This window comes from Steroidobacter cummioxidans (assembly GCF_003104955.1).
This window is the reverse complement of sequence record NZ_LSRW01000018.1, coordinates 98,188-124,578: the sequence shown is the minus strand read 5'-3', so window position 1 is coordinate 124,578 and position 26,391 is coordinate 98,188. Positions and strand designations below refer to the sequence as shown.

22 protein-coding genes are annotated in these 26,391 nt (G+C 60.5%); 10 read left to right on the top strand and 12 right to left on the bottom strand.

All coding sequences use genetic code 11. The features are described from left to right. Nucleotides 1-140: 140 nt before the first annotated feature. A complete protein-coding gene (locus D0550_RS11995; RefSeq protein ID WP_116809424.1) occupies nt 141-608 on the bottom strand; it encodes a hypothetical protein in 468 nt (155 codons plus the stop codon). Nucleotide 609: 1 nt separating this feature from the next. Here D0550_RS11995 and D0550_RS11990 point away from each other — a divergent pair, with 1 nt between their 5' ends. After that, complete coding sequence (locus tag D0550_RS11990) at nt 610-3,186, top strand: Ig domain-containing protein (RefSeq protein WP_116809423.1); 2,577 nt, start codon at nt 610-612, stop codon at nt 3,184-3,186. A 39-nt stretch (nt 3,187-3,225) separates the two neighbouring features. Here the strand turns inward: D0550_RS11990 and D0550_RS11985 are convergent, their stop codons facing one another. Then, on the bottom strand, nt 3,226-4,746 hold the full coding sequence (locus D0550_RS11985; protein ID WP_241520788.1) for a Kelch repeat-containing protein: 1,521 nt from the start codon (nt 4,744-4,746) through the stop codon (nt 3,226-3,228). 1,374 nt (nt 4,747-6,120) lie between these two features. Here D0550_RS11985 and D0550_RS11980 point away from each other — a divergent pair. After that, complete coding sequence (locus D0550_RS11980; protein WP_174842490.1) at nt 6,121-6,852, top strand: DUF6733 family protein; 732 nt, start codon at nt 6,121-6,123, stop codon at nt 6,850-6,852. A gap of 720 nt (nt 6,853-7,572) precedes the next feature. On the opposite strand, the gene D0550_RS11975 is transcribed toward D0550_RS11980, so the two are convergent. Beyond that, entirely contained in the window at nt 7,573-8,115 is a 543-nt protein-coding gene (locus D0550_RS11975) for a hypothetical protein (RefSeq protein WP_116809421.1), read from the bottom strand. 566 nt (nt 8,116-8,681) lie between these two features. On the opposite strand from D0550_RS11975, the gene D0550_RS11965 reads away from it, so the two are divergent. Continuing rightward, nucleotides 8,682-9,779, top strand: a complete 1,098-nt coding sequence (locus D0550_RS11965) for a polysaccharide deacetylase family protein (RefSeq protein WP_116809419.1) — start codon at nt 8,682-8,684, stop codon at nt 9,777-9,779. A 66-nt stretch (nt 9,780-9,845) separates the two neighbouring features. On the opposite strand, the gene D0550_RS11960 is transcribed toward D0550_RS11965, so the two are convergent. Beyond that, nucleotides 9,846-10,649 (bottom strand): outer membrane protein, encoded by an 804-nt coding sequence (locus D0550_RS11960; protein ID WP_116809418.1) that lies wholly within the window; start codon nt 10,647-10,649, stop codon nt 9,846-9,848. 359 nt (nt 10,650-11,008) lie between these two features. On the opposite strand from D0550_RS11960, the gene D0550_RS11955 reads away from it, so the two are divergent. Next, nucleotides 11,009-12,016, top strand: coding sequence for an NADP-dependent oxidoreductase (locus tag D0550_RS11955; protein WP_116809417.1), 1,008 nt, complete (start codon nt 11,009-11,011; stop codon nt 12,014-12,016). Between the two features lie 24 nt (nt 12,017-12,040). Here D0550_RS11955 and D0550_RS11950 read toward each other — a convergent pair whose 3' ends face one another. Next, nucleotides 12,041-13,267, bottom strand: a complete 1,227-nt coding sequence (locus D0550_RS11950) for a GNAT family N-acetyltransferase (RefSeq protein ID WP_116809416.1) — start codon at nt 13,265-13,267, stop codon at nt 12,041-12,043. A gap of 221 nt (nt 13,268-13,488) precedes the next feature. Here D0550_RS11950 and D0550_RS11945 point away from each other — a divergent pair, with 221 nt between their 5' ends. The 4 genes from D0550_RS11945 to D0550_RS11930 all read left to right on the top strand — a co-directional run bounded on the left by D0550_RS11945 (nt 13,489) and on the right by D0550_RS11930 (nt 16,059). Then, complete coding sequence (locus tag D0550_RS11945; protein ID WP_116809415.1) at nt 13,489-14,058, top strand: lipid-binding SYLF domain-containing protein; 570 nt, start codon at nt 13,489-13,491, stop codon at nt 14,056-14,058. Nucleotides 14,059-14,103: 45 nt separating this feature from the next. Continuing rightward, nucleotides 14,104-14,775 carry a DUF1345 domain-containing protein gene (locus D0550_RS11940; protein WP_116809414.1) on the top strand — a complete coding sequence of 224 codons (672 nt, stop codon included), beginning with the start codon at nt 14,104-14,106 and terminating at the stop codon, nt 14,773-14,775. Between the two features lie 146 nt (nt 14,776-14,921). Continuing rightward, entirely contained in the window at nt 14,922-15,557 is a 636-nt protein-coding gene (locus tag D0550_RS11935) for a hypothetical protein (RefSeq protein WP_116809413.1), read from the top strand. After that, nucleotides 15,544-16,059: a hypothetical protein gene (locus D0550_RS11930; RefSeq protein WP_153067130.1), complete on the top strand. Its 516-nt coding sequence runs from the start codon at nt 15,544-15,546 to the stop codon at nt 16,057-16,059. Before D0550_RS11935 ends, D0550_RS11930 begins: the two co-directional genes overlap by 14 nt. Before the next feature lie 46 nt (nt 16,060-16,105). On the opposite strand, the gene D0550_RS11925 is transcribed toward D0550_RS11930, so the two are convergent. Together D0550_RS11925 and D0550_RS11920 are read right to left on the bottom strand one after the other, a co-directional pair. Beyond that, nucleotides 16,106-17,347: a S41 family peptidase gene (locus D0550_RS11925; RefSeq protein ID WP_116809411.1), complete on the bottom strand. Its 1,242-nt coding sequence runs from the start codon at nt 17,345-17,347 to the stop codon at nt 16,106-16,108. Nucleotides 17,348-17,433: 86 nt separating this feature from the next. Then, a complete protein-coding gene (locus tag D0550_RS11920; RefSeq protein ID WP_116809410.1) occupies nt 17,434-19,449 on the bottom strand; it encodes an LTA synthase family protein in 2,016 nt (671 codons plus the stop codon). Nucleotides 19,450-19,634: 185 nt separating this feature from the next. Between D0550_RS11920 and D0550_RS11915 the strand changes: the two genes are divergently transcribed. Both D0550_RS11915 and D0550_RS11910 read left to right on the top strand, forming a co-directional pair. Continuing rightward, nucleotides 19,635-20,252 carry an HD domain-containing protein gene (locus D0550_RS11915; protein ID WP_153067129.1) on the top strand — a complete coding sequence of 206 codons (618 nt, stop codon included), beginning with the start codon at nt 19,635-19,637 and terminating at the stop codon, nt 20,250-20,252. A 133-nt stretch (nt 20,253-20,385) separates the two neighbouring features. Next, nucleotides 20,386-20,877 (top strand): GNAT family N-acetyltransferase, encoded by a 492-nt coding sequence (locus tag D0550_RS11910; protein ID WP_116809408.1) that lies wholly within the window; start codon nt 20,386-20,388, stop codon nt 20,875-20,877. Between the two features lie 31 nt (nt 20,878-20,908). On the opposite strand, the gene D0550_RS11905 is transcribed toward D0550_RS11910, so the two are convergent. The 5 genes from D0550_RS11905 to D0550_RS11885 form a co-directional block, all read right to left on the bottom strand. Then, nucleotides 20,909-21,880 carry a nitrilase family protein gene (locus D0550_RS11905; protein WP_116809407.1) on the bottom strand — a complete coding sequence of 324 codons (972 nt, stop codon included), beginning with the start codon at nt 21,878-21,880 and terminating at the stop codon, nt 20,909-20,911. 111 nt (nt 21,881-21,991) lie between these two features. After that, nucleotides 21,992-23,398 (bottom strand): dihydrolipoyl dehydrogenase family protein, encoded by a 1,407-nt coding sequence (locus D0550_RS11900; protein WP_116809406.1) that lies wholly within the window; start codon nt 23,396-23,398, stop codon nt 21,992-21,994. A 5-nt stretch (nt 23,399-23,403) separates the two neighbouring features. After that, nucleotides 23,404-24,453, bottom strand: a complete 1,050-nt coding sequence (locus D0550_RS11895; RefSeq protein WP_116809405.1) for a hypothetical protein — start codon at nt 24,451-24,453, stop codon at nt 23,404-23,406. Between the two features lie 18 nt (nt 24,454-24,471). Next, entirely contained in the window at nt 24,472-25,806 is a 1,335-nt protein-coding gene (locus D0550_RS11890; RefSeq protein WP_116809404.1) for a Dyp-type peroxidase, read from the bottom strand. Nucleotides 25,807-25,816: 10 nt separating this feature from the next. Beyond that, nucleotides 25,817-26,383 carry a hypothetical protein gene (locus tag D0550_RS11885; RefSeq protein WP_116809403.1) on the bottom strand — a complete coding sequence of 189 codons (567 nt, stop codon included), beginning with the start codon at nt 26,381-26,383 and terminating at the stop codon, nt 25,817-25,819. Between the last annotated feature and the right edge of the window lie 8 nt (nt 26,384-26,391).

Sequence of the window (26,391 nt, the reverse complement as noted above, 5' to 3'; positions counted from 1 at the left end):
GATTCGGACGGGTCTGAATTCTCCTGGAAAGCGGCTTGCGGCACTGAGAACTGATTCAAGTGGCGCGCTTTTCACGTCCTCAGCGCGATGTCATCTGGCTCAGATTTCAACGTCGCCTTCAGTCGCTGTATGGCCCAGTACTACTGGATGAGGCCGGTACGAAGCTCCCTTTCTCTACCGACACGCACGCGCAGCGTGTACGTCAGCGGGAAGAGTTCTTGGGCCGACATTCCCAGCGTTTTGGCAGTTGCTCTGCGGCTTGCCGCGCCGCCGACGTCCACGACAACGTATTTGGCTTCTGGCAGCAGCACCGCGCCATCGATCTCGACGCCGTCGGCAGTTGTTACTCCGATGAAGCCCGCAAACGTTGTGCCTGTTCGTGTGCGGAATTCGGCGGCAACTGTAAGCGACCACTGCCCTTTGCGTACGACCTGCGCATCTACCGGCCGTACCCATGTTTCGTCCTGACCCTCTACCTCCTCCTCATCGCTCGCATATTCCCAGATCGGGAACTCGCTCAAGTCGCTGGCGGTCAGTTCGTCGATTGGCTTGCGGGTTTTCAGCGTCGGCTGCTTCGCTCTCGCGCGCTTTGATTCCTTTTGTTTCATAATGCTTCCCACGAAAAAGCAGGCTGACCACGCGCTGTGGCATACTTCCAAGCGCAGCGATGCGCCGAACTGGCTATTCAACAGAACTCAAACTTCACTGGGACGATCCGAGCATATGAGCGGTCGCGTACTACTGACAGCACTGCTGATGCCTTGGTTGCTTGTGGCGTGCGGAGGAGGGGGAGGGTCCGGGGGCGACAGTCCGCCGCCATCGCAAGTCTCGCCTCCGTCCGGGCTGAGTTACGTTTCTCCGCAGGTGTTGACCGTGGGTACTCCCGTGTCGCCGCTGAGTCCGACCGTGACAGGCAGTGTGGCCTCATACAGCGTTACTCCGGCGCTCCCCGCCGGGTTGCAGCTCAACTCTACCACGGGCCAGATCTCCGGCACGCCCGGCGCGGCAACGCCGAACACCATCTACACAGTGACCGCAACGAACGCGGGTGGCAGTGCCACAGCGGCGCTTGCGATACAGGTGAACGAGGCGCCCCCTGCCATTCAATATAGTAATGCGACGCTCGCGTTGACCACCGGCGTGCCTGTCACGCTTACCCCAACGAACACTGGCGGACCTGCAACGAGTTGGTCGATCGCTCCTGCGTTACCGGTCGGGCTGTCATTCAACACGACGACCGGTGTCATCAGCGGAACTCCGCTAGCCGTGGCGGCTGCCGGCAATTATGTGGTGACCGCAGCAAACGTCGGCGGCACGTCTACGTTCCAGTTCTCGACCACAGTGGCTAAAGGCATCGTGCTGGAGCTAGGTCATGCCGACTCCCTCAATTTGTTGCGCCTGACTGATCAGCGCGCGCTCAGTCTCGATGCGAGTGCGCACTGGGTGCTGTGGGACTTCGCTTCAGGCGACCAGCTCGCGTCCGGCGACAATCCGTGTGTGCCCGCGCCGTGCGCCCAGCCAATGGATCGGGCGGATCTCGCGATGCAGACCGTGGTCATCCGGACGGCGTCTGGGCTTGAGATCAGGGATGCCCTGGATGGAGCTATCAAGGCGACTATCAGCACCACTGCGAACTGGTGGGCGTTGGCGAAGGATGGTGGCTATGTGGCTGCAGGTACCGCACAGGGGCTTACGTTATGGAGCCCCACGGGGCAGGAGCTTGCAACGCGGCCGGGTGATTATTCAGTGGCCGTGGTGTTCGCGGCACCCGCCGAGTTGCGAGTGGCGCGCGGTGCCGCTGGCGCAAATGTGATCGAGTATGTTGTGCCCGCGACGGGCGTATCCACCACCAGCCTGGCGTTCCAGGGAAATTTCCATTCATGGTTCCGCGACGGGGAGCGATTCCTGTCCAACCTCAGCACGGCGGTCCGGGCGTATTCGCGGACTGGAACTCAACAGGACATTGCCGTGCTTCCCAGCATCAATGATCTGGGCGGAACCGGCGATCACTTCTGGGTTCGGCAGGCGGGCGCGCTGGATGTTTATACGGTCGGTTCCAGCGGCTCGCCATCGGCAAGCTATTCTTTGGGGAGTTTGGGCCAATTCGAGGTGTCCGGTACCACGCTGGCGACATGGAGGTACGGCGAGCCGGAAGTCACCATTGTCGACCTGGCGGCCGGCTTGTCTCCCGGCGTCGATGTGGATCTGCCGATCGCGTACCTGAAGGCGTTTGCAGCGACCGCGCCCGATCGTTGGATCATTGGCAACCGATCCGGTGTGCTGGCCGACGGCTCCAATCCAACGCTCCGATATCTCGCGCTCGGCGCTGCGAGAAGTATTGCGGGAAGTGCCGCCCGGTTCGCCGTTGCGACCTCCTCCGGCGTGATCAAGTACTTCGATTCGACCACGCTCGAGGAGCAAGGCACGATCTCGTTCAGCAGCTCGGATCTCGAATTGTCCGGCGATGGCTCGGTCCTTGCCGCGCTGGCGAATACGTCCGATGCTCAGTATTCCGCAGATCGCTCAGTGAAGGTCTTCAGCCTGCCGTCCGGCACGACTGTACGCTCGATCGACTACACCTATTCGCCCGGTTCCCAGTATTCCGAGCAGATCAGCCTGTCGGCGTCGGGGGTCGCGCTCGGGTTGGCGGTCGCGAGCAACGACAGCACGATGTTTTGGGTGACCGGTACGGACGGAGCTCCTGCAATGTTGCCGCAGACCCTGCCTCGTAGCAGCCTGTACTCGCCCGAGCTGTTCATTTCACCGAATGCCATGATTGCCGCCATCTCGACTGGTATCCAGGATGACGACACGGTGACACATCTGATGGTAGGGCAGGGATTTAGATCTGTCGTGCCCGGCGTCGTCAGAGGCTGGATCGACGACACACGTTTCCTGACCTCGATCTATCAGAACGAAAGGAGTCCCGGCATTTCCAGCTTCTTGCACAGCGCGGTATTCGATACGGACGGCAACAGGCTGAGTACTACCTCGCTGCCGGATGTTGGATCGATACTGCCGGTCACTTCCGATCTGATTTATTCGCCGCGAACCAATACGATCTATTCACTGTCCACTGGTGCGCCAGTGTGGACCAGTGCGGCGGCGTCTCGTCAGACAGGTGCTGTCGCCGGAACCAGCGTCGTGTTTGCGTCAGGTACCAAAGTGATCGCGGAAGCTTACTAAGCTGACGGTCGCTGAGCGTGAGCGGTCATCGAAATCCGCTCACTGCATCGGATTGAAAATAATGACCCCAGCTCCACCGTACATCCCGCTCGATAACCCCATGCCACCGGGAATGACGATCTCGCCGCCTACGGCTGCGGCATCGATCCCGAAATGGGGCGACGGCAGTTGCGCAATGGAGGTCCAGGTATCGTTCGCAGGATCGTACCGATCTACCGCATCCTGGGCTGCGCCGCCGCTATACCCGCCAAATACGTAGAATTGATCGCCCACGCGCTCGCAAGCGTGCTGCGATTTGGCAACGGAAGGCGGTGCCTTCGTGGACCAGGAGTTCGTTATCGTGTCGTAGACGAGCGTTACTGCCTGCGCGCCCGAGTCCGTCAATCCGCCGAACACATAGATCTTGTTGCCGAGCGCGCAACTCGCGGAGTAGCCCAGCGCCATCGGTGCTGACTGTCCTTGGGACCAGATATTCGTCGCCACATCGTAGATGGACACGCGATCCTTGTAGGTCAACGTCACGCCGCTCTCACCCCCCCTCGGACCGTCGTGGATCGTGCCTCGTCCGCCGATCACATAGATGCGGCCATTCACGGCTTCACTGACGAATCCAGAACGATAGGTGGGATTGGGCGCCCTGTTCCCCCACATGTCCGTACTCGGGTCGTACTCCAATAAGTTGTTACGGTAATCGTCGATGCCGTATCCGGCAATCACATAGATCTTGTTGCCGACGACCTGCGCCTTCAGGTCAACTCCGCCCACACTCATGGGTCGGAGCTCCGTCCAGCGGTTCGCAATCGGTTCGTATACTCGCGACGCCCGGCCTCCCTCAGGATCGCTATACTGATCCAGAGGCGTGCGCCCGCCGAAAACATAGACCTTGCCGCCAAACCCAGCCACGGCGTGGCCGGCGGAGGGGTATGACATGCCTGCTCCGGCTCGCCAAGTGCAATCCAGAGCGCCGGTGCACTGGTTCAGGAATCGCGTGATGGCGGGCACGTCCAGGCCGGCAGGATAGTCGACGATACTACGCCGGCGCAGATTCTCTGCGATCTCGGCCGGGGTCACGCTGCGCAGCGCCCTGACGAAATCATCCATGAATCCGGCAGTCTGCAGTACGCCGTCGTCCGCAAAGTCATCCGAGATCCTGTTCAAGACCAGAGTAAGCTCCCCCTCCGGCGTGGTGCCAAACTGTTGCGACACGGTCAGGGCGAGCTTGTAGAAGCCGCTGGATAGTGCGAGCAGATATGCATTGCCGGCATCGTTCGTTCCGGCGACGTTGTAGACGCTCAGTGAAGAGAACTTGCCGGGATCTGACGTCGGAAGCGCACTGGAGAACGCGTCGACGAGTTCCCGCTGCGCCTGAGCGATCGCGTTGGTCGCCGTGAGCCCCTGCCCGAGCAGTGCAATGACCCGGTTGTTGATCAGGTGGGTCATGATGTTGACATAGGCGCTCTGGTTCGATTGGTTGCCCACGTCATAGATGCCCTTCAATGTCAGCGTGCCCTGGGATATCTGGCCGCTGAGCTCACTGAAGTAGTATCCGCTGGCGACCATTTGCACTGGCCCCGGGCTATCCGCGGAGAACGAGAACGTTCCGATGCTGTCGCGAATCTCTGTGACGATCGTTGAGCTCGTCGGCTGGCCCCGGTTATCGAGCTTGTTTACAAGCACGGTGGAGCCAACTAGGAACGGCCCCTTCTGCACTGCTCCTGCAATCGTGGCCGAGAAGGGTGGCGTTGGAGGAGGAGCGCCGCCGTTGGCACCACTTGAATCGCCACCGCCGCCGCCGCATCCGGCCAGCAATGCAAGGGCGAGTGACGCGGAGAGCAGATGGCGGGGATTCATAGGCGGTCCTTGCTTAGGAGCGTAAGGATTATGTTTGATTGCACGCCAGTTTCAAGCGGCATTCTAACAGTCATTCAGAACGGCTTAAGTGCGTACTTCTCTGCCGGAAGCGAAAAAAAGCTTTTTGCTCGGCTCCAGCTGCGCGCCCTGGTTGCACGATTAAGTAAAACTCAATGAACCGGCTGCTGCGTCTGAACAATGCGGCAGATCTGCGCCTCGCGGAAATTCCAGATGCCATATCGAAGATGAAATGAAAGTGTCTCCGGGGAAACTCATCTTCGCGCCGGCGGTATTGCGTTCTATATCGGCGCCGCACATGAGCGCGGCGGGCTGAAAATTCAGGCCGTTTTACTCGCTCTTGTCCCAAGCAGCATAGAGGTTGCTCACAGGACGGATCGACGGAATGCGACCGAAGCATCGCAGGGCCTGCGCGGGCGGCAATAGAAGCCGGCGGAACTCGCGGCACGTTCGACGGCCTGAAACTTCACTTACCGTGCTGTGCGTGGGTTATCTGAGAGAGGCGTGACTGGGGCAAGTCTTCGCGGAGCGATCCATGAAGATCACCTACCTGCGGGTTTGTCTGGAGTCGCGCATGGATCTCCACGCAGCTTGAAAGAGCGGGCCTTGGGCGCCGCCCCGCGAGGCTCTTGCACCCACTTGGACGTCTGCAACCACATGACGCCTGTCGAACTGCGCGACTAAGTGCGCACAATGCCGCTCTAGCAATACTTTGTAACAGAAAAAGCGGCAGGTCCTTTCCCATCACACGACACAGCCGCCACGAACTGCGTTGAATGACGTATTGAGCGTAAACCTGTCTTCGTGCTTCCCGCGCACTTAGCAATCATCGCCTCGCGACGAGACTCGCCTGTGGCGGACAGCGTGACATTGCATGATGCGTTGCGGCTCCTCTCAGCCCTGAAATGGCGCGCCGTCATCTCGCCCGCCGTGATGATTTTTCAACGGCACGCCAAAGTCACGCCATTTGCCCTGTCAACGCGTTGGCACAATCGATGCTAGGAACATGCCGGGCCAATGCTGGCCCGTGCATTTCCAGCTATTTCAGACAGGTAAAAAGGTACGATGACAAAAGCCACTGGTTTTCTGGCCGGCCTCGTTGCAATCTCAGCTCTCGGCATGAGCAGCGCGCATGCGCAGGACGACGATCGTCTCAGTATCGACGTCTCCATCAATCACGACGCCTTCTTCGGCACCAATCCGTTCCTGGGGGCTGCCTATTCGATGGACAACGGCGTCGATCTCACGTTCTACGGCATCATGTGGGGTACGGGCACAGGCTCGGCGTGGGGCCAATGGACCGAGTTCGGCGTCGGCGTGGGCTTCAAGGCGCTGGACGGCGCGCTGTACATCAATCCGCAGCTTGGCTTTACGTCGGGCAGCCTGTTGTCCTCCGGCGCCGAGTCCGATGGCATCATCGGTGACGGCATCGTGCCGAACCTGACCATCGGACTGGACACCGATGTTTGGGAAGGCCAGCTGTACTTTGGCTGGTACAAGGACCTGCGCGACAAAGCGCCGACCGGTGGCACCACCAATGAGTACGTTCATTACTGGATTAACGGCGGTCGCAAGTTCAACAACTACTTCTCCGCCGGCTTGCACTTCGAGGAACTGTTTCTGTCCGGTGGCTCCAACGTGAGCAGCATGGACGGCTATCGCTGGATTGGTCCCTACATTCAGGTCGCCAAGGGCAACGCGGGTCTGCGTTTCTCCTTTGGAACCGACACGACCAGCGACAGCAGCTCGTTCTCTCATAGCGACTTCTACAAGCTGCAATTCTTCTTCAGCCTCTAAGGCGCTCGCGAAGGGCGGCCTCCCGGCAGGTCGCTCTTCTCTCACCTCGAAGCAGCTCCGCAGGAGGAGCTCTCTGCTGTCACTGCGGCCCTCGGCATCGCATCCGTGCGATGCATGGGCGAATAGATGGGAATCGTGCCGTCTTGCTCGCCGACTCAATACCTCATCTGCCCGCTCTCGATGCGCCATGCATGAGCAAGCGAGCCGCGTGCGAATGTGCATCGTCTGAGCTTCGCGCACGCTCCGAATCCGAGGCAACGGTACGGTCAGCACTGCTTGAAATTACCGTCCGCACACCGCTAAGCAGTGCAGCCGCGTGCGTGTGCGCGTCTCCTGCGGCTGCCGATGAGCTCGCCGGCATCAGTGCTTCGGAGGTTGGCGACGTTCGCGCACCGCTGAGCAAGCCGGAGGCCTGTGCCTGCGCGTCCGATGAGCGTGACACCGTGGTAGCGGCTCCCGCAGGGACACTGACTGTTGCGGTTGTCGCCAAAATCATCGAGATCAAAAGTAAACGTGATTTCATCAATCGCTCTCACTGTAGTTGGAGAACGCGCGGCGTGCCACGAAGAGCCGCCGCCGTTCGAGGATGGGCAGAATAGAAGGCAACTGCCTGCGCATCCAATCGATTGTTCTCTTGCGAGCGATCGCTACTGTCTATGGCGAATACTCGAACTCCCGGACACGGCGGTGCGGTGCGCAGCGCCGTGTCCGGCGTTTACTTCATCCGCGGCTGTCGCGACGCGCCTGCTTGCGCTTTCCTGCGGCGCGCGCATGCGCGGTCAGGGTCTTGCTGCGCGTGTTTCTCGAATGCTTCCGACGATCGGCACTGAGGGCCGCTTCGCTGACGAAGCCTTCCGAGATCCCGGCCTTGTGCGTCTTGGTGAGGCGAGGCTCCTTCGCGGCTACACGCGTCTTCGCCTTCTTCTTGGCGGCGGCTTTGGCTTTGGGCGGCGCATGTTCGAGCGCTCGTGCCTGCTTGGCTAGCTGTTCGAATCGCTTCAGCACTTCGTCGAACAGGTGCGCCTTCTGCTCCGTGCGCGCATTGCTGTCCAGTCGATTGCCTTTCCTGTTGCCGGTGCGCGTGCGATTGGCGATTCGTTGGCGCTTGTAGAGATCGCGGTACTTGTCTCGGAGTTGGCGCGTACGTGCGATCTTGCTCTGCAAGCGAGCGAGCGTGTGCTGCTTGCGATCGAGGCTGGCTTCGAAAAGCTGATACTCGGCTGCTGTGCACAGCGCGCGAGCTTGGTTGCGAGTGTATGTCATGGGACGCTCATCTCGGTCTGCGAAACGTCGCATGCTACAACGATCCGTCCAGAGCAGCACACGCAGCTATGCGATTGTAGAAATGGGATGCGTCATCGCTATCCTCGTTTGATCGGCTAGTGAGTCGCGAAACGACGGCGGGCAGATCACGCGTCGGCCGAATGTCCTCGCTCATCGGACGATTACCGGCTTGCATGACTGTCGCCAGACTACGAGCGATCTCTATTTGCTCCGTGTGGCTCAGGAGTTGATCGAGCGGAGCGAAGTCCGGTCGCGCCACACCATCGACGCCATCTTCGAAGCAACCGTTCGGGTTTTGCTCGCCAACGAATTCGACAAGACCGCGACGATCCAGATCGTCAAGGAGGAGTCGAGTCGATGTGCCCAGGCGGTACACGATATGTTGATAACTGCCAGCGACGCGAGCACCCAGTGCGGCTTGTGTCAGAAAGCTCGACACTTGGAATGACTTTGCTTCGCTCGAGAGTCGATCGCTCACGCCCTTGCGACTTCAGCAGGTAAGATCCGTCACATAAGAATTCCCGGGTGCTTGGACTTTCAAGGGCATGATCGATCGACTGACTACTTCCCGTGCGTTCATGGGTTTTCAGCGCCAGTTGGCGCGAGCGCCTGGGCGGTTTCGGCGGCTGCTGCAGTTGAGCGCCATCGTGGTCACTTATTACACGGGCGCTTTGTGGATTTACACGTGGCTGGCGTTGCGCGGCAAGGCCGTCGTGCTGACGTATCACCGGGTGCTGCCGAGCGAGTTACAGCGAAATTCTTTTTCTTCGAACGCAATCGTGGTGACGCCCGAGACGTTCGAGCTGCATCTGAAGTTCATTCGCCGCTTCCTGCGGCCGGTGACGCCCGCGGAATTTGCCCGGAAGCTTTCCAGCGGCGAGCCTCTCGAGTCGCGCACGTGTCTGGTGACCTTCGATGACGCGTGGTACGACAACATGGAATACGCGCTGCCCCTCTTGAAGAAGCATGATGTGCCGGCTGTTCTGTTCGTGCCGACTGACTTCCCAGCAGGCGAGCGCTATTTCTGGTACGACCGTCTGAGTCGGCTCATGTTCTACGCCTGGCAGCACCGTGGAGTGGCCGACGAATTCTTCGCTCGCATGGGGGCTGGCGACATTCTGACCATGGACGAGCATGGCGCGCGACAGGCGATTCGAGCGCTCATCATCAAGCTCAGAAATTCACGCGATGCCGCTGTCGACGACGCGATCCAGGAGTTGGAAACGGCGTTGACGCGCACTCGACCCGACTTGTGTCTGCGGGGCGAAGATTATTTCTTGACCTGGCAACAGCTCGCCACATTGTCGAAGAGCGACGTTTTCTTTATCGGCTCGCACGCGGTAACGCACACGCCGATGACCGAAATCGATCTGCAGACTGTCAGCGATGAGCTGGTCCGCTCGAAGGCCGAGATTCAGCGTCGCCTGGGAGTGGAGCCAACGTTGTTTGCATATCCGAATGGCGACGTCAACGCGCAGATCGCGGAGCGCGTCCGCGACGCTGGCTACGCATTCGCGTTTACGACGGAGCTCGGCTTCGTTTCGAAGCGTTGCAGCCCCTGGTTGCTCAGGCGTATCAATATGTTCGAGTACGCCGCTGCCAGTCAGCGAATGTTGTTGGCCCGGATTGCAGGGCTGAATTAGCGGACGCGCATCGGCAGTACACCGATGCGCGTCGTTCGTTGGCTCTCGCAGAAGCCGCGCGGGCGCTCAAAAAGCGTAGCGGACTCCCACGGTACCCAGGTTGTACTCCATGTCGCCGAGATTGACGTTCCACGGCGAGGTCGGCACGTGGCTGTCGTACACGGTGGATCCGAAGGTGTAGTTGGTGGAGCGCAGGCGTAGATGCCGATACTCTGCGAACCAATCCAGCGTGTCGGTGAGCCGGCCGCGCAATCCCAGCTTGGCCTGCACTGCCAATGTTGATGCTGTCGCGTCCGGATTCGAATTGAAGTGGTTGATGCCAGGTTCTGCCGGATTCAACTGCGTGGAATCGGCGCCCGAGATCGAGATCACCGCAGTACCGGCACCGATGCCGGCATAAGGTGTGATCCGCCCCTGCGCGAAGCTGTGAGACCAGACCGAGTTGATCAGCAGTACGCCCATATCCATGGGAAACGTGTCTCTGAACCGATGATCGTCGATCTCCGGCGTGGGGTTCACCAGTTGCCCCCGCTGCGTGTTGCCCAGATAGAAACCTTCCAGCTCCACCGCTGGCTTGATGGCCCAGTCGACGGCCCATTCGTAACCGACATGGATACCGCCGATGCGCGCAGACGTGGATTCAGGATCACCGGCCGCATTCACGTATAGCGGGCCGACAGGTCGATGCGCCATGCCCATCTGCTTGACGGCATCGTTGCTGGAGCTGCCGACACCGGCGAAAACGCCGCCGTAGACACCCCCGGTGTTTGCTTGCGCCTGGCCGGTCTGGGCCCAGGTCGCCGTGATTGCGATGATCGATACAACGATGCCAGTACGCGATACCCGAACTTTATCTGCGATCAACTTCATCCAGTCTTCTCCTTCGGTCTTCAGCAATTGACGTCTGACACCCACTAGGGCTGCCAGACAGCGCAGGACGAACGGTGCGGGTCGCTCCCGCGCATTCATCCAGCGCGCGCGAGGATATACGCGGGGCTATCAGGGTTTTGCGACAAAGTACTGCTGAGCCGTGGATCGAAGCGTGGGAGGAGCAATCGGACAACTATTGCGACATCTACGGCGTGCCTGGCGGCGTTCGTCGCGCCAGATCAACGGTTCGTCTCACATGACGGCGTAATTTCATGCCAAGCCGCGGTCAGAGAGGGGCGCATTGAAATGCGAACACCGAGACGATCCGGCTCCTCCACCTAGAGAAAACGAACGCCATCATGCAACTGACCTTTGTGCTTGGTCTCTTCCTGTTTTTGTTCGCTCCCTTTGCATCGGGAGCTGCGCCGGCGCAGATGCGAGCGCTCCTCATGACTGGCTACGGCTCGTCGGATGTGCTGCGTCTCGACCGGATACCTGTGCCGGCGCCCGCTGCCGGTGAAGTGCGGATTCGCGTTCACGCCGCAAGCATCAATCCCATCGACTGGAAGATTCGCTCGGGACTACTGCAAAAGAGCTTTCCGGTTTCGCTGCCATACATTCCCAGCCGCGACGTTGCCGGCACCATCGATGCGGTCGGCCCCAACGTTACGCGTTGGAAAGCGGGTGACGACGTGATCGCCTTGCTCGATGGCGGTGGCCTCGCGGAGTACGTCAACGCCCCGGCCGAGAGCGTGGCGCTGAAGCCGGCCAGGCTCAGCTTCGAGGCAGCGGCCGGCATTCCAACAGCATCGCTTGCGGCGTGGCGCACGCTGATCGGCAACGCGGATATCAAGCCAGGCCAACGCGTGTTGATTCACGGCGGTGCCGGCGGCGTCGGCAGCACGGCAGTTCAACTCGCTCACTGGCGTGGCGCGCATGTGATTGCAACCGCTTCGGCACGCAATCACGAATATCTCAAAGCCATAGGTGCCGATGAAGTGATCGACTACCGCACCACGCGTTTCGAGGAAGTCGCAAAGAACGTCGACGTCGTGCTCGATACCGTCGGTGGCGATACGTTGCAACGCTCGCCTGCGGTGCTACGCGAGGGTGGCACATTGCTCAGCATCGTCGCCAGGCTGCCGGCTCAGGCATGCAGCGAGCGCAAGCTTCATTGCCCGGATCCGAGCACGGCGACGCAGGAACAGCCCGGCGAGGAGCTGACCAAACTGGCGCAGCTATTCGACAGCGGCGCGCTGAAGATCAGCATCGAAGCCGAATTTCCGCTGGAGCAGGCGGCCAAGGCGTTGGAGTTGAGCGAGACCGAGCGGGCTCGCGGCAAGATCATCGTGCGGGTGATCGACTAGCTGACCGATGGCTATCCGGCGCTATTACTTTGCGCCGGCGTCGCTCGGTGCCGCCTTGAATGGCGTGAATTCGGGTGGTTCCTCGTTCTCGACGAATCGCAGTAGCGGCTGCAGAAGTTGATTGAGGAAGGGGTGACGATGTCTCGCCCAGACGTACAGCGGCTCGGGCGTGCAGCCGAGCCGCGCTTTGGGCTCGAGGGCTGTGCGACCGAAGGAGACACGCCGGCAACCGAATGCGATTGCCTGGGCTAGCGACGCGTGCAGTAAGCGTAGATAAATCGGCACACCGGTGTTCGCTGCCTCCCGATCAAAGCCGATGTGATACGCAAAGGCGGTGTCGCCATCTTTCAAGCTCACGATGAAGCCGAGGACTCGATCTCCCTGGCGAGCCACATGAATCACGACGTTTCCAGCGCCGAGGCTCGCCAGCCCTGGCCAATAGGCGCTCGGCAGTGTGAAGGGCCGAAGCGTCGCATTGCTATGGACGTCCAGATACAACCGTTGCAGCGTCTCCGCATGCGAGGCGACATCGGCGATCGCCTCGATCGTCGCGCCGGACTCGTTGAACTTCTTGAACACGCGGTTCTTGATGTCACCGCGATATTTGGAGGTGAGGCTGTTCAGATAGTCGTCGTGCGTTCGCCAAGCCGGGTCCAGCGTCAGCACCATATTTGGCTCGGTCGGTACGCTGCCATAGCTGAGCCCCTCGAGCGCGCGGCTCTCCGCGGCCGCCGCATCGTCGAGATCCTTGATGAGGACCATGTCCGTATGACCGGCCAGTTTTTCCGCCCGTCGCACTCGATATAGCACCTCGGTGACGGCGCGCCAAACCAGCTCTCGGTCGGCGCCCGGCGCGAAACACACGCCATGCAGTCCGTATACCAGCAGGTTGCCGCACACGAGAACGCGCTGGCTCACCTTGCTGCCGAGCTTCTGGAAGGCCGACTTTTGCTTCCCATTTCCCACTTGCGTCAGATCCACTCGCGCGATCTGCATGCATACGGCCGCGAGCGGCGTGTCGCCGTCGCTGATCAGTGCATAACGTGCCTCGAGATTCGCGGGCCGGAACTGCTCGAACGCCCTCTGATACTCGGTGGAATAGAACAAGCTTTGGCCGGCGGTCACCGTCCGCCATTGCTCCACATTCAACTGAGAGAAACGATCCGCAATCGCCAGCTGCAACGGTGACCGGCTGCGTAGCCGCTTGCGCTCGTCGAGCATCGTGGCGAGGGTTCCCTTGAGTTGCTTCATGCTTTTGTCCCGCTGAAAGTCCCTGGCCGCGCATTTTGCATGTTAGGCGAGTGTGCTGGAACAGGTCGGTCTAAAACGTGACGTGAATCCAGTCTCCGACGAGTGGCCGTGTTGGGCTCAGGCAGAATGGTTTGCCGACCGATGAAGTGGTTGGGCCGGAAAGAAACAACTCCGACACGTGACGCGTTGAAACGCTACTCGAACGGGTCGTGGGGGCTGCCATGCGACGCATCATTACTGCACTACTGGGATTGTCGATGATGTTATGGGCAGGGATGGCTGCCGCCGATAAATACGCCGATACCATCGCTCTGTTCAAGAATGCCGGCGAAAGCGCGGATTTCTTCTCCAAGAGCTATGGTTACGCTGTCTTTCCTACCATCGGTAAGGGCGGCCTGGTGGTCGGCGGCGCGCACGGCGAGGGGCGTGTTTATCGAGGCGGGGCCTACGTAGGCGATACCACAGTCACGCAAGTCAGTGTGGGATTCCAGGCGGGCGGTCAGGCTTTCAGTCAGATTGTGTTCTTTGAGGACAAGCGCGCGTTCGATGAATTCACCAAAGGTAACTTCGAGTTCAGCGCCGATATCAGTGCGGTTGCCATCACCGCCGCGGCTGGCGCCACGGCAGGCACGACGGGTGCGGGTGCCGGAGCGAGCGGTGGCAAGAAAGATGCCGCCACGGCGGGGAATTACCACAAGGGAATTGCTGTGTTCGTCATCGTGAAGGGTGGCGCGATGTATGAAGCGTCGGTAGGAGGGCAGAAGTTTACGTACAAGCCGCGCGGCTCGTAATGTAACGTCGGAGCGGCAGGCCCCAGTAGGAAGTTGACCAATCCTATGGCGGAAGACGTCGGCCCGCAAAGGATCAAGTTCGTCTCTCGCCACTCGCGGCTGCTGATCGCCACCGTCACGGCGATCGTCCTGTTCTTCGCGTTGCCGGCACAGTGGGCGACGATCACTCGCGTGCTGGTGAGCTGGAACGTCGGCGTGCTGATGTTCCTGATCCTCGTGTTCCGGTTGATGACGAGCATGAGCGCCGCGCAGTTGAGCGAGCGTTACCAGGACGAGGATGAGAGTGCGCCGGTTATCCTGATCATCAGTATCGTTGCAGCCATGCTCTCCATGGTCTCGATCGTGGCCTTTCTTGCCATGATCGAACAGGTCAGCGATGCGGAAAAGTCCCTGCGCTTCGTGCTGTCGGCATTCACTGTGATCAATGCATGGATGCTCATTCCGACGATGTTCACCATGCACTACGCGGACATGTTCTACAGCACCGCACCCGACGCGCGTCCACTGCATTTCCCGGATACGCAGGCGCCCGCGTTCTGGGACTTCGCGTACTTTTCATTCACGATCGCCGCGGCCTGCCAGACAGCGGACGTCTCGACTACGTCGGCCGCAGTCCGCAAGGTACTGATCGTGCACAGCGTGCTGTCGTTCCTCTTCAACGTTTCCATTTTGGGATTCGCCATCAACGTCACTGCCGGGCTGATCGGCAATCATTAGAAAAAAAGGACGCTACCAACCCGTCGATATTGACAACCCTAGAGGAATTGCCAATCCTCTGCGCGCGGATCAAGAACTAGAAAGATCGGGAGCAAGGAATGGGAGGTCATGGGACGCCGGCTGCGCGCGCTGGCATCAGCCGTTGTATGCATAGCATCCGCTGGCTGTTATGCGTGTTCTCATTGATCTGTATCAGTCCGATTGCCGCGCTTGGCGAAGAGCCGCAGCCCGAAGCAACCCTGCCTTTGACAGATTCCGAGCAAGCGGGTGTCGCACGCCTTTACACGTTGATCGCCGGCACGGAAATTCATCTAAGGCTGCTGGAGCCTGTCGCCTCTCATACTCACAAACGTGGCGACCGATTCAAACTCGAAGTGGCGCAGCCCATTGCCGTCGGTGAAGCCATCATCGTACCCGCAGGCTCGCCTGCGATCGGCGAAGTCGTCCACGCAGCGAAATCGGGCATGTCAGGCAAGGCCGGTGAGCTGATCCTGGCCACGCGCTTGCTCAGCGTCGGCGAGCGCGAAGTAAGGCTGCGTTCGTTTACCGCGGGCAATGGCGAGAATCGGCTGGCGCTCGCGACGGGATTGGCGGCCACGCTCGGCATCCCGGCGCTGTTCGTCGTTGGCAAGAATCTGCTCTTGCCCGCGGGCACCGATGTATATGCGAAAGTGGCAGCGGATACGCAATTGCCTTCGGTTTTGGAGGTGGGAGCGGGGGAGGTCTCGCAGCCTGCCATTACGGAGTCGTCAACGGAGATCAATTCCAATGAAGCGGATTAGGAATGGTTTGGGGGTCGCGGCATCGTTAGTCATGTTGGCGTTGGCGGGTTGTGCCAGCACCGGCGGAAGCGCGCCGGAGAAAAAGAGCTCGCCTCCGGCAGCACCAGTCGCGGCGCCCGCGCCGGCGCCGAAGCCTACGAGCGCTCCGGCAGCGAATGCTGGCGGCGGCACGGGCACGGTTGTCTTCTTTCGCGAGAGCAAGTTCACGGGTATGGCCGTCAGTTTCAAAGTGCGCGAGGGCCAGACCGAGCTCGGTAAGCTGTCGAATGGCAGCTACTTTGTCGCCAATCTTCCAGTCGGTGCGCACGAGTTCACAGTTCATTCCGAGGCGAAGGATGTGTTGAATATCGAGGTCGAGCCCGGAGAGACCTATTACATCCAGGGCTCCGTCTCGATAGGCATCATGGTCGGCCGCCCGAACCTCGCGCCTTCCGACGAGGCGACGTTCAATGCGGTGAAAGGAAAATTGAAGGACTCCGGAGCGCCCAAGGCAGGGAAGTAATGAGCCAGCCCACCGCCGATCCTTTTAGCGGTGGGTTTCCCAGCCCTTAGCCCTTCTGCTTGACGAGTCGCGCCGCTTCGTCAAACGCGCGTTCTTTTCGCGAGTCCCGGCCTTGGGCATAGGGCACCTCAAACGGTACATCGATGTCAGGTTCGACGCCCCGGCCCTCGAGACGTGTGCCGTCATCCATGCGTACGTCCTTGGTTGCGAGATAGAGCAGGCTCGCGTCGACTGCGTTCGCGAAAATCGTTCCCGCCATCACTGCTCCAGCGGTGCGGGCGCCCACGATCGAGCCGACGCGTCCGCGTTTAAAGGCGTAGGCCAGCAGCTCCTTGCCACTGGTGCTGCGGTTGTCGGTGAGCAGTACTACCGGCTTGGCCCAGCAGGAATCGTGGGTATCTTCGGCGCCGGATCGAGAGCGTGCAGTCCATGCCAGGCAGCGCTGAGTAAAGATATTCAAGTTCGACGGCGAGGCGCCGCCCAATCCGTCGCGGACATCCAGAACCAGCGCATCGGCGTCCTTCAGTGGGCCGAAGAGCAAGGCGCCTTCCAGAATGTCCTGATACTGGCCCCCAGCGTACGACCAGGCATGGATGTAGCCGATGTTTCTTCCGTCACGTGCAACGATCTGCATGCTGGCTTTCATTGCATCGACGAACATTGTGCTGCCGTCGAGCATGACCGGGGTCACGGTCACCGTCTTGCTGGCCCCGGCAGTGCGCTCCACGATGATGGCGACGGACTTGCCGGCCTTCCCTTGGAATGAGCGGATCGGGTGAAAGGGCGTGCCGTCGACGGAAATCAGTCGGTCGCCGAGCAGAACCCCGGCCTGTTGTGCTGGCAGTCCATCATGCACACCTGTCACGAAATGCTGCCCATTGACGGTTTGGGTGAATATTCCGATACCGCTGTAACGCGCTTTGCCGTCGGTCAGTGCACTGGTCGTCGCTTCTGCCAGCCACTCGTTCAGCGGCAGGAACAGGCCCAGCAGGTGAAAGTACTCCGGCGTGTCCGGTGTATAGAAAGCAGTGTGCGAGGTATGCAGTTCGGCGAGCATCTCGTTGATGACGGCAGCGCGTTCCTCTCGCGTGCCGGCACGATTCGCTCGATCGCGATATTTGGTCCGCATCGCGTTCCAATCGACGCCGTTGAACTTTGCGCTATAGAACTTCTCGTTGACGGTTTGCCAGACCCAGTCGAAGGAGGCACCGCGGTCTTCTGCTGGCGCTGTAGCCGACGACAGGCAGGCGAGGGTGATGGCTGCGAGGCTGAGGGAAAGTCTGTTCATCGATCGCACCTTCCGCTTCAATGCGCAAGGTGCGGATGATCGCTCTCAAATCCGGGCGGCCGCAACGTTCGCTGCAGTAACCCTCGTCACCTCACCCGATACAACCGGTCTCGATACAGCCACGCCGGCATCAGCACATTCGCCAGCGCATTTCGCGCCACCTCGGGGTCCTGCGCCGGCGCGGGCTGCAGCTCCTTGGCGCGTCGATCGTAGGAGAAATATCGAACCTCACCGTCGGGGACCAGCACGGTAACTCGATTGTCCTGCAGCCAGGCGAAGTTCTGGTCGAATTGCATCATGGCGCGGGGCGCCGGGAGCGGCGGCTGATTGCCGAACTCCGCGAGCGTCCGGGTGAGATCGCGGCCTGGGAAGGGGTGTTCGCTGTCAATGCCCATGAGCGATAGCAGGGTCGGCGCAAGATCGATCTGGCTGACAGTGGACTCGATACGCCGCGGCTGCGTATCGGCGCCGAGAATCACGCCTGGAATATGAAATTTGTTGACCGGCACCAGTTCGTCGCCATAGACGCGGGTGTCGTGGTCCGCCACGACCATTATCAGGGTGTCTGCCCAATATTTGCTGGCGCGTGCCTGTTTCAAGAAACCGCCGAGCGCATGGTCGGCATATTTCACGGCGTTGTGTACCGTCTGCTTGGGCTGCTCGTGCAACTCGATGCGTCCGTCTGGAAATTCGAACGGCGTGTGATTGCTCGAGGAGAACACCAGCAGGAAGTAAGGTTGCCGCGACTCGTGCAGCGACACCAGGCGCTCGTGCGCCTTGTCGAACAGGTCTTCATCCGACGCACCCCAGCTGCCGACGAACTTGGGCGCGACAATATCTTCGCGGTCGACGATGTCATGAAAGCCGTTGCCTAGGAAGAAGCCGCGCATGTTGTCGAAGTGCGATTCGCCGCCATAGACAAATTCGCTGCGATAACCCGCGCGACGCAGTACCGACGCGAGGGTCTCGAAATCGCGTTGTGACTTATCGAGCTTGACGACGCTGAGTGCCGGCGTCGGTGGGAATCCAGCGATCACGGCTTCGATGCCACGCACGGAGCGAGTGCCGGTGGCATAGAGTTGCTCGAACCAGATGCCTTGATCGGCCAGGCCGCTGAGATGCGGTGTGATCGGTATTCCGCCAAGCCGTTCCACGAAGCCCGCGCCCAGGCTTTCTTCGAGCACGATCACCAGATTGAGCGGTCGTTCGCGACGCACGCTGGCGACCTGTCGGTGCAGGGTCGGGAACTGGTCGGAGGTGAAGCTTCCCATACCTACGGCCATGCCATTGCGTACCCGCGAGACGATTTCCTGCGCCGGCATCTGTCCGTAGATCTCGCTCTGGGCTTCGTTCTTCAGCCCCCAAATCGCGGAGAGCACCGAGTAAGCCGAATTGGTCACCAGGCTATTGACCATGGCGTCGTCGCAGAACGCGAAGCTCGCGAGATTGGCCGGCCGGTGCTGGAAGCTGGATCGGATCATGACGAACAGCACGATCACCACGATGGGCCACACCAGCATGATGGTTCGGGCGGTCCAGCGGTCGCTGCACTCCCGATATTTGTTGAAGTGGCGAACGGTCAACCAACCCGCTGCGACCAGGCCCACCGTCACCAGCGCCAAGGTGCCGCGATAACCCGTCCACAACATGGCCGAGACTTCTTGCGGATAAACCAGGTACTCGATGAACAGGCGATTCGGGCGACTGTCGTATTCGTACAGGAACTGCGGAGTCGCAAATTCCAGCAACAGAATCACGAGCAGGCTGAAACTCAGCCAGCCGCTGGCGAGGCGCACCCACCAGTTCAGCCGGTTCACGGCCAGCATCAATGGCAGCAGCACGATGGTGGGCGCCGCGAACAGGCTCAGCGTAATCAGATCGCTGCGCAGCCCTTGCAGGAGCATGCTCCACAGGGAATCTGTCACGTCGACCCGCTCCCACTGCCAGCCGATCAGCACGACCCGCGACAGCGCCAGCGAAGCCGATCCGATCAAGAGGAAGCCGAGCACGCACGAATACGGTCCGAGGCGACCGATCGGCCACCGCATGGAGCGCAAAGTGGCGAGCGCGAGCGCGACCCGCGGCTGGACGAGGGTTGTCATTGTTGTTGGTCCGCCCTGACGCGTTGGCCACGCGCTAATTGGAATCCCGAAGTGCTGGTTGTCAGCGATCTGTAGTCGCTTTGTCAGCACGATACTCCGTTATCCGAGCGACCAATGCTCCATGTGACAAAATCAGGGAAAAGCTCAAGGCTGGTTCGGCGCGCCGACAGGGGCATGCTTTTGGCATGAACCGAGAAAGATGGCAGCGCCTGATGGCGGCCTTCGCGTTGCCGGAATCCAACGAAACGTTCGAGCTGCTGCTGAATGCATACTCGCAGAAGCATCGGCATTACCACACAGGCGTGCATATCGAGCATTGCCTGCGCCAGCTCGATGCCGCGTCCGGGCTAGCTAGCGAACCAGCAGAGGTGGAGCTGGCATTGTGGTTTCACGACGCCGTTTACGATCCGTACTCCTCGGACAACGAAAAGAAGAGTGCCGATCTGGCGTGTGAGCTGCTGAATCGACATGGCGTCAGCAGTGAGCGCGTGGAGCGCGTGCGCGCTCACATCATGGCCACACGTCATGAGGCGCCGGCGACAATCGAGGATTCCAGGCTGGTCGTCGATGTCGATCTGTCGATTCTCGGCGTAGACGAGGAGGACTACGCGCGGTTCGAGGCCGATGTTCGCGAGGAGTATCGCTGGGTGCCGGGGCCGCTGTTCCGGCGCAAGCGCGCCGAGATCCTGGAATCGTTTCTAGCGCGTCCGACCATCTACAGCACGATACCATTTCGTACGAAATACGAAACCCCGGCGCGCCGCAATCTCATCGCTGCTATCGCAGCTCTACGCGGCGGGTGACTGGCCATGCCGCCGGCGGCGAGGGCGCAAGCCGAGCGTGCATGTCTCTGATGACAATCAAGTACATGGCGGAAAATCACATACTCGATGGGTGATAGTATCCGACAAAGATTGATCACCATTGATCTCGACTATGAGCTACTCGGTCCTGCCCCTGGCAGAAATCCACTTTGTCGGGCTGCACCGCGCCCTGGATATCGTTGCCCGCGAGAAGCGCTTTCTGGCATTCACTCAGGCACCGCCCCTCGAGGCGGCGATCAGCTTCTATCGTGACATCATCGCCAACGATGCCTGCCATTTCGTGGCAGTGAACGATGCAACTGTCGTTGGTTGGTGCGACGTGCTGCCGACGCACGGCGAAGCGCGAGCCCACGTCGGTCACCTCGGCATCGGTCTGGTGCCCGAGGCGCGCCATCAGGGGCTCGGCTCGCTGCTGATGCAGGCGGCGATAGCCAAAGCGCGTATCAAGGGTCTCACGCGTATCGAGCTCACCGTCCGTGCCGACAACAGCAACGCCAAAGTGCTGTACGAACGGTTTGGTTTCGTGCTGGAAGGAGTCCAACGACGGGCAATGCGCATCGATGGTCGCTATCACGATGCGTATGCGATGGCGCTCCTGCTCTGAGGCTTGAGGAGTCGTCGTTCGATCGGGCGCCTCAGTCGCGCGACTTCGTTGGCGGTGCGGGCATCCATGCGATCTGCTGTCGCGATTGGTGATCGGCGCCGAGGATGTGTCGATACAGTTCCGGCCGGCGTGCTTCGCGGTAACGATGGCCGCCGGATTTCGCGAGCTTCTCGTGCGAACAAGTTGCGATCGCAATGTCGTTGCCGAGAGCGCGGCATTCGGCCAGGACATCGCCGAAGGGATCGACGACCATCGAGCAGCCATTCTTCAGTTGGTCGTCATCCATGCCGATGGCATTCGAAAAAACGACGTACACGCCGTTGTCGTATGCCCGGGCTGGCAACCATTTCATCAGCCACGCACGACCCTTGAGGCCGTCGAACTCGGCGCGCAGCGAGGTCGGATCGACTTGCCGATTCGCCCACAACTTTGGATCCACAAAGCCGGCGCCAGGGCGCGTCGACGGTGTACACATCGTCACGTGCGGCATGAAGATGATCTCCGCGCCCAGCAGGGCAGTCGCGCGGACATTCTCGATGATGTTGTTGTCGTAGCAGGTCAGGATGCTGCATTTCCAGCCGCCGAGCTCGAACACCGTGTACTCGCTGCCAGGCTTGATGTGCGGATTGATGAAGGGATGGAGCTTGCGAAATTTGGCCTTGATGCCGTCCGCACCGACGCAGACCTGCGCCTTGTAGATCTCGCTGTCGTCGCCTCGCTCGAACAGGCCCGCCAGCACGTTGATGCGGTGACGGCTCGCGATCTCGACGAGTGCAGCCGTGCTCTCGCCGTTCGGGATGGCTTCCGCGAGCTCCCACATCTGCTCCTTCGACAAGGAGCGAGCAAAGCTGTAGCCGGTGACGGAGCATTCGTGGAAAGCGACGACGTCCGCTCCTGCCGAGGCTGCCCTGGCGGAAAGGTCGTCGATCATGCGCAGGTTGAAATGTTTGTCGCCGCTGCGAGCTTCGAATTGAGCGGTGGCGATTTTCAGGTTCTGTGGCATGTTCGAGTGGCAAAGGGGTCAGATCCATTTTTCAGTATCCTAAACCCATCGTCCGAGCGGCGTCTCGACAAAGATGAGAACAAGGGTTCGGATCGTGGGCATGGACAGCGGTTAAGTCGGTATCCATCGCGCGGGTAGCCCAAGCTGGTCAACCGCGCGATACGCAGTACGCGCGAGAATGCCGGTGTACGTAGGGAAGGACAGCGGAACGCGAACGAGCTCATCCACTCGCAACCGACTCGACATGACAACTGCCACGATTTGAACGATTTCCACCGCTCGCTCGCCGACGACGTGGCAGCCGAGAATCTGGCGGGTGCCGCGTTCGACGAGCAGCTTGCAGAACCCGGCCGTGCGGTCGTCGATGATGGTTCTCGTCGTTGCATCGAAACGCACTACCGCCGAAACGACATCGTGTGACTCGCGAGCCTGCCGTTCTGTCAGTCCAACGCTCGCGTATTCCGGATCCGTAAAACCACCGGTCGGGCATACGACGTTGTCCAGCACTTCGAACGTTCCTCGGACCGCGTTCGTGGCTGCGACCCAGCCGTCCTGGATGGCCTGAGGGACCAGCATCCACCGTCCCGTAATGTCACCGGCAGCGAAGATGTGCGAAGTGGAGGTTCGCTGCGAGGCGTCGACGGCGATGTATCCTCGAGCGTCGGTCTGGACGCCGGCGGCCGGCAGATTCAGCCCACGAACGTCGGCGACCCAGCCGATCGCCAGTACGATCAGCTCGGCATGTACGCTTTCTTGCTCCGCGCCTCGCGAGAAATTCATTCGGACCCCACTGCTCGTTCGTTCGAACGAATCGATATCGCCGAAGCTTTCCCGCACAACCATGCCCGCGTCGCGGAAGGCCGTAGCGACCGCGGTCGAGACGTCTTCGTCCTCGTCCGGAAGGATTCGTGCTGCCCTCTGAAACAAAAGTATCCGTGAGCCGAAGGCGTGGAAGATCGAGGCGACCTGAGCACCAGTCATGCCGCCGCCGATGACCAGGATCGATCGCGGAATTTCTTTTAAAGCCCAGGCGTCACTGTGCGTGGCGGTCAACTCAGCGCCGGGAACGGACAGCCGCCGGCTCGTTCCTCCGGCACACAGGATGATCTTCTCAGCCTGCATCTGCAGGCCGCTCTGCGTTTCGATCGTGTGAGCATCGACGAAACGCGCATCGCCCGCGTGCTCGATGAGGGTGACACCAAGCCGATCGATCTCGCTGCGAAACGCCGAATGGCAGCGGGTCTCCTCGACGACGATGCGTACGCGCTCGAGCAATCTCGAATAGTCGAGCACGGGGGTGCCGACAGATATTCCGAAGCGATCGAGGGTGCGTGCTCCACGCAACAGTCGAGCAGCTTGGGCGAGGGTTCTCACTGGCACCGGTCCGTCATTCGCAGCCATGCCGCCGAACTCGCTGCGAGTGACGAGCGTGGTCCGAGCTCCAAGTTCCGCCGCACGGAGCGCGGCGATCACGCCGGAAGGCCCCGCTCCAATTACGATGACGTCACTCGCGTTCATCGGGCTCACTGCGCCGTTACAAGGTTCTTCCAGAACGACTTCACACTGTCATCCGCGCCAAACAGCGTGCTGAACACAGTTGAATCGACGATCAGGACGTCTCCGGCGCGGCTGCCCGCGGGAGGCATCCATACGAGCGTGTTGAACTCGCGCTTGCCGGTGGCCGTGAAAGGATGCGGTTTGGATAGATCGATGGGCTGCCGAGCGAGCACGCGCACGGCCTTCGCGTCATTGGAGGTCACTTCATAGTGAGGCAGATGTTTGTGGAAGCTGAAGTTCGTGACGCCTGCGAGCCAGCCCCGTGTGTCCAGATCGCGAGCCACGGTCAGCGGAGCGATCTGTTTCGTGCCTTCGATGACACCGGGGCGCAATCCATATCGGTTCTCGACCGGCACGCCCAAGCCCTGCATCAACGAGCGCACGTATTGGCCGAATCGTTGCTGGCGTGGCACCAGAGCATCGCCATGGTGCGTATATTCCATTTCGCGCTCGTTGAGGTCCTCGGAAGCTCCAACATCGTGATGCGGGCCGAGCACCAGGCAGGTTCCCTCGCGGCTGAGCCATAGCCGCAGCGCCTCGATTTCTTCCGCCGAGGCTTCCTGTTGCGTCAAATTATGATCGAGGCCGAATACAAACAGAGTATCGGCGTCTCCCAGCACGCGTTCATCGAGTGGCAGTCGGTAACCGGCCTGGTCCACACGTTGAAACACAGGGACCGTGTGGCCAGTCACTTCCCCGACCAGTTGCTGGAACGGGATCCAGGCCCGAAAGAACAGTTCGAGCGCGCCCGCGATGCCTTGTTGAAACATCGTTGGACTCGACCACTCGGCACCTTCCCAGGCAGGCCATTCCACGCGGCGCACTTCGGTCATGGTCGAGAAACGATTGTCCAGCTCCGCGAGATTGCGGTTCGCCTCGCCTGGAAAACTCCAGGACACATAGATGCTGACCCGCCGGCCTGTGGATGTTTGCTTGCGTGCGAGATGCGACTGGTTGTAGCTCCGCGCTGGGCTCCGCGCCTCGGTCGTCGGCACATGGATCTTTGCTTCTGCCATGGCAGTCTCCAGCCCGAATTACGTTGACGACTGTGCCCGCGCTCCTGAAGCGAGGAACCGCAGCGCGCGGATGCCGGGAAGAAAGAAATAGGCACCGCCCCTGACGGTGGTGAAGGAGGGCAGCCCAGTGAGTTTCCGGCGCACCGGCCGCTTCGGTATCGTCATTTGAAACGTGCCGTCATGCGTACCGATGATGGGATCGCGTTCGTGGTCGAGCTCGTGAAACTTCGGATCGTTCACCCACACGTTCTGTGCGAACTCGAACTGGCGAACCAGACTCGCGCAGCCGATGAATGCAGCTATGCCGCGTTCTACGCCATCTTCGGGAGCGCCTTCAGGAAGGTGCGGGCCGTACGTACCGCCGCGGCGTATCATCCTGCGGCGATTCATATTCACGGCCGTATCGCGCGGATTCATGCGGCGAATGTGCGACCCGAGCGGAACTGCATAGCCGTGTGGATCCATGGTCTTGTAGTTGAAATCGTTGTTGCGCAATGGATCCGCGCCGAGTGCTGGGTCGTCGCGCTCAGGCGCCAGCACGAGCGGGGCTCCACTGCGCCAGCGTCCCATCAATTTCGCGGCGACCAGTTCCTGTTCTTCTCGAGTCTTGCCATGCTGTTCGAGGAATTCGCGGAACGTGCCCACGTGCTCCTGCAGACGTCGGTACGCGAGATAGCTGCCATTGCGCGAGAGAATCTCCGGACTTGGTAGACGCGGACCGTCGCCGTCTTCGTCGGGATAACCGAGGAAGAACTCGCCTGCCTTGAGCGGCGCCCCTGAGCCCGGATTGGCAACCTCGTCCGTGCCTGCCACGACGCATTGTGACAGTCGGTCCCGGTAGCCGAAGTGATCGTGCGAATACTCATAGGGAGGAATGGCTGCCAGGTTCAGGAATGAAAGTCGCTCCACTCCAGCGCACTGAGCCAGGAACTTCTCGTAATCGCGCACGGACCGATCGCGCTGCTCGATGTCGCGAGCGAACAATACGAGGATGGCATGCAACTCGTTGCTCGCCAGGTCACCGACCCAGTGCTTCGGGTCATTGCGCCCCACGTCGCCCAGAATCTCCGCACGAGCAGCCATGCCTTCGCGAAACTCATCGGGGAAAGTTGCCAGCGACGAATGCTCGACTCCTGTCGCGAGCAGGCCATTCCAGGTAAACGCAATCGTGACCCAGCGCATGTCGTGCGCGTCGGCTGCTTTGACTTTCTGGGCAGTGCCGACTTTGTCCACAATGCCATTCAGCCAGAGCTGAGCGCTGCCCGGTGTGCGGAACGAAAGGAACTCGTAACGGGCCGCCAATGCGTGCGGTCGAGTCACCAGGAAGTGCTGTATGTCGTCGAGCTCGAGCATGCCGGCCGGCTCATTGCATTTGATCCAGCATCTGGGAGAACAGGGCCTTCACTCGCAGCGCCTTCTTGATCTCGTCGGCACTGACGTACGGATACTCGCCGTACTCCAGGAAACTCGGACACTGGTGATCGCGGAAGAACTGGATCACGGCCGGCGCATTGGTCTTCCAGTCCTCCGGCCAGCCCTCCAGATTGACGAACACTGTGGTGATGCCGGTCTTCGCGAACAGCACCAGCGCATCCTCGACGTACTTGTCGAAATCGGTGTCGAAAATGCCCTGATACATGAAGTGCAGGCCCGAGCCGATATCGAACAGCAGCCAGCGCAGGTAGTGGAGTTTCAGCGGTGCCAGCACTGTAGGATCCGCTTTCACCGCCTCCTCGATGGTCTTGCCGTATTCGCGGATGGCCTGCTCACGACCGGGCTTGACCTTGGCGACGATCGAGAATCCATAGTTTGCCGGTGTCTGGGGAAAGACTGGCCCGTAGCGGCCCCGTTCGGGCGTGAAGAAGCCTTCCTTGGGAATCGCGACGGCCGCCGGTTTCGTCCAGTCATGCGACTGCGATGCTTGCGACATAGCCGATC

Coding starts and splice junctions, on each gene's coding strand:
- D0550_RS11995 (WP_116809424.1), bottom strand. CDS start 608: ATGAAACAAAAGGAATCAAAGCGCGCGAGAGCGAAGCAGCCGACGCTG.
- D0550_RS11990 (WP_116809423.1), top strand. CDS start 610: ATGCTTCCCACGAAAAAGCAGGCTGACCACGCGCTGTGGCATACTTCC.
- D0550_RS11985 (WP_241520788.1), bottom strand. CDS start 4,746: ATGGTCGCCAGCGGATACTACTTCAGTGAGCTCAGCGGCCAGATATCC.
- D0550_RS11980 (WP_174842490.1), top strand. CDS start 6,121: ATGACAAAAGCCACTGGTTTTCTGGCCGGCCTCGTTGCAATCTCAGCT.
- D0550_RS11975 (WP_116809421.1), bottom strand. CDS start 8,115: ATGACATACACTCGCAACCAAGCTCGCGCGCTGTGCACAGCAGCCGAG.
- D0550_RS11965 (WP_116809419.1), top strand. CDS start 8,682: ATGATCGATCGACTGACTACTTCCCGTGCGTTCATGGGTTTTCAGCGC.
- D0550_RS11960 (WP_116809418.1), bottom strand. CDS start 10,649: ATGAAGTTGATCGCAGATAAAGTTCGGGTATCGCGTACTGGCATCGTT.
- D0550_RS11955 (WP_116809417.1), top strand. CDS start 11,009: ATGCAACTGACCTTTGTGCTTGGTCTCTTCCTGTTTTTGTTCGCTCCC.
- D0550_RS11950 (WP_116809416.1), bottom strand. CDS start 13,267: ATGAAGCAACTCAAGGGAACCCTCGCCACGATGCTCGACGAGCGCAAG.
- D0550_RS11945 (WP_116809415.1), top strand. CDS start 13,489: ATGCGACGCATCATTACTGCACTACTGGGATTGTCGATGATGTTATGG.
- D0550_RS11940 (WP_116809414.1), top strand. CDS start 14,104: ATGGCGGAAGACGTCGGCCCGCAAAGGATCAAGTTCGTCTCTCGCCAC.
- D0550_RS11935 (WP_116809413.1), top strand. CDS start 14,922: ATGCATAGCATCCGCTGGCTGTTATGCGTGTTCTCATTGATCTGTATC.
- D0550_RS11930 (WP_153067130.1), top strand. CDS start 15,544: ATGAAGCGGATTAGGAATGGTTTGGGGGTCGCGGCATCGTTAGTCATG.
- D0550_RS11925 (WP_116809411.1), bottom strand. CDS start 17,347: ATGAACAGACTTTCCCTCAGCCTCGCAGCCATCACCCTCGCCTGCCTG.
- D0550_RS11920 (WP_116809410.1), bottom strand. CDS start 19,449: ATGACAACCCTCGTCCAGCCGCGGGTCGCGCTCGCGCTCGCCACTTTG.
- D0550_RS11915 (WP_153067129.1), top strand. CDS start 19,635: ATGAACCGAGAAAGATGGCAGCGCCTGATGGCGGCCTTCGCGTTGCCG.
- D0550_RS11910 (WP_116809408.1), top strand. CDS start 20,386: ATGAGCTACTCGGTCCTGCCCCTGGCAGAAATCCACTTTGTCGGGCTG.
- D0550_RS11905 (WP_116809407.1), bottom strand. CDS start 21,880: ATGCCACAGAACCTGAAAATCGCCACCGCTCAATTCGAAGCTCGCAGC.
- D0550_RS11900 (WP_116809406.1), bottom strand. CDS start 23,398: ATGAACGCGAGTGACGTCATCGTAATTGGAGCGGGGCCTTCCGGCGTG.
- D0550_RS11895 (WP_116809405.1), bottom strand. CDS start 24,453: ATGGCAGAAGCAAAGATCCATGTGCCGACGACCGAGGCGCGGAGCCCA.
- D0550_RS11890 (WP_116809404.1), bottom strand. CDS start 25,806: ATGCTCGAGCTCGACGACATACAGCACTTCCTGGTGACTCGACCGCAC.
- D0550_RS11885 (WP_116809403.1), bottom strand. CDS start 26,383: ATGTCGCAAGCATCGCAGTCGCATGACTGGACGAAACCGGCGGCCGTC.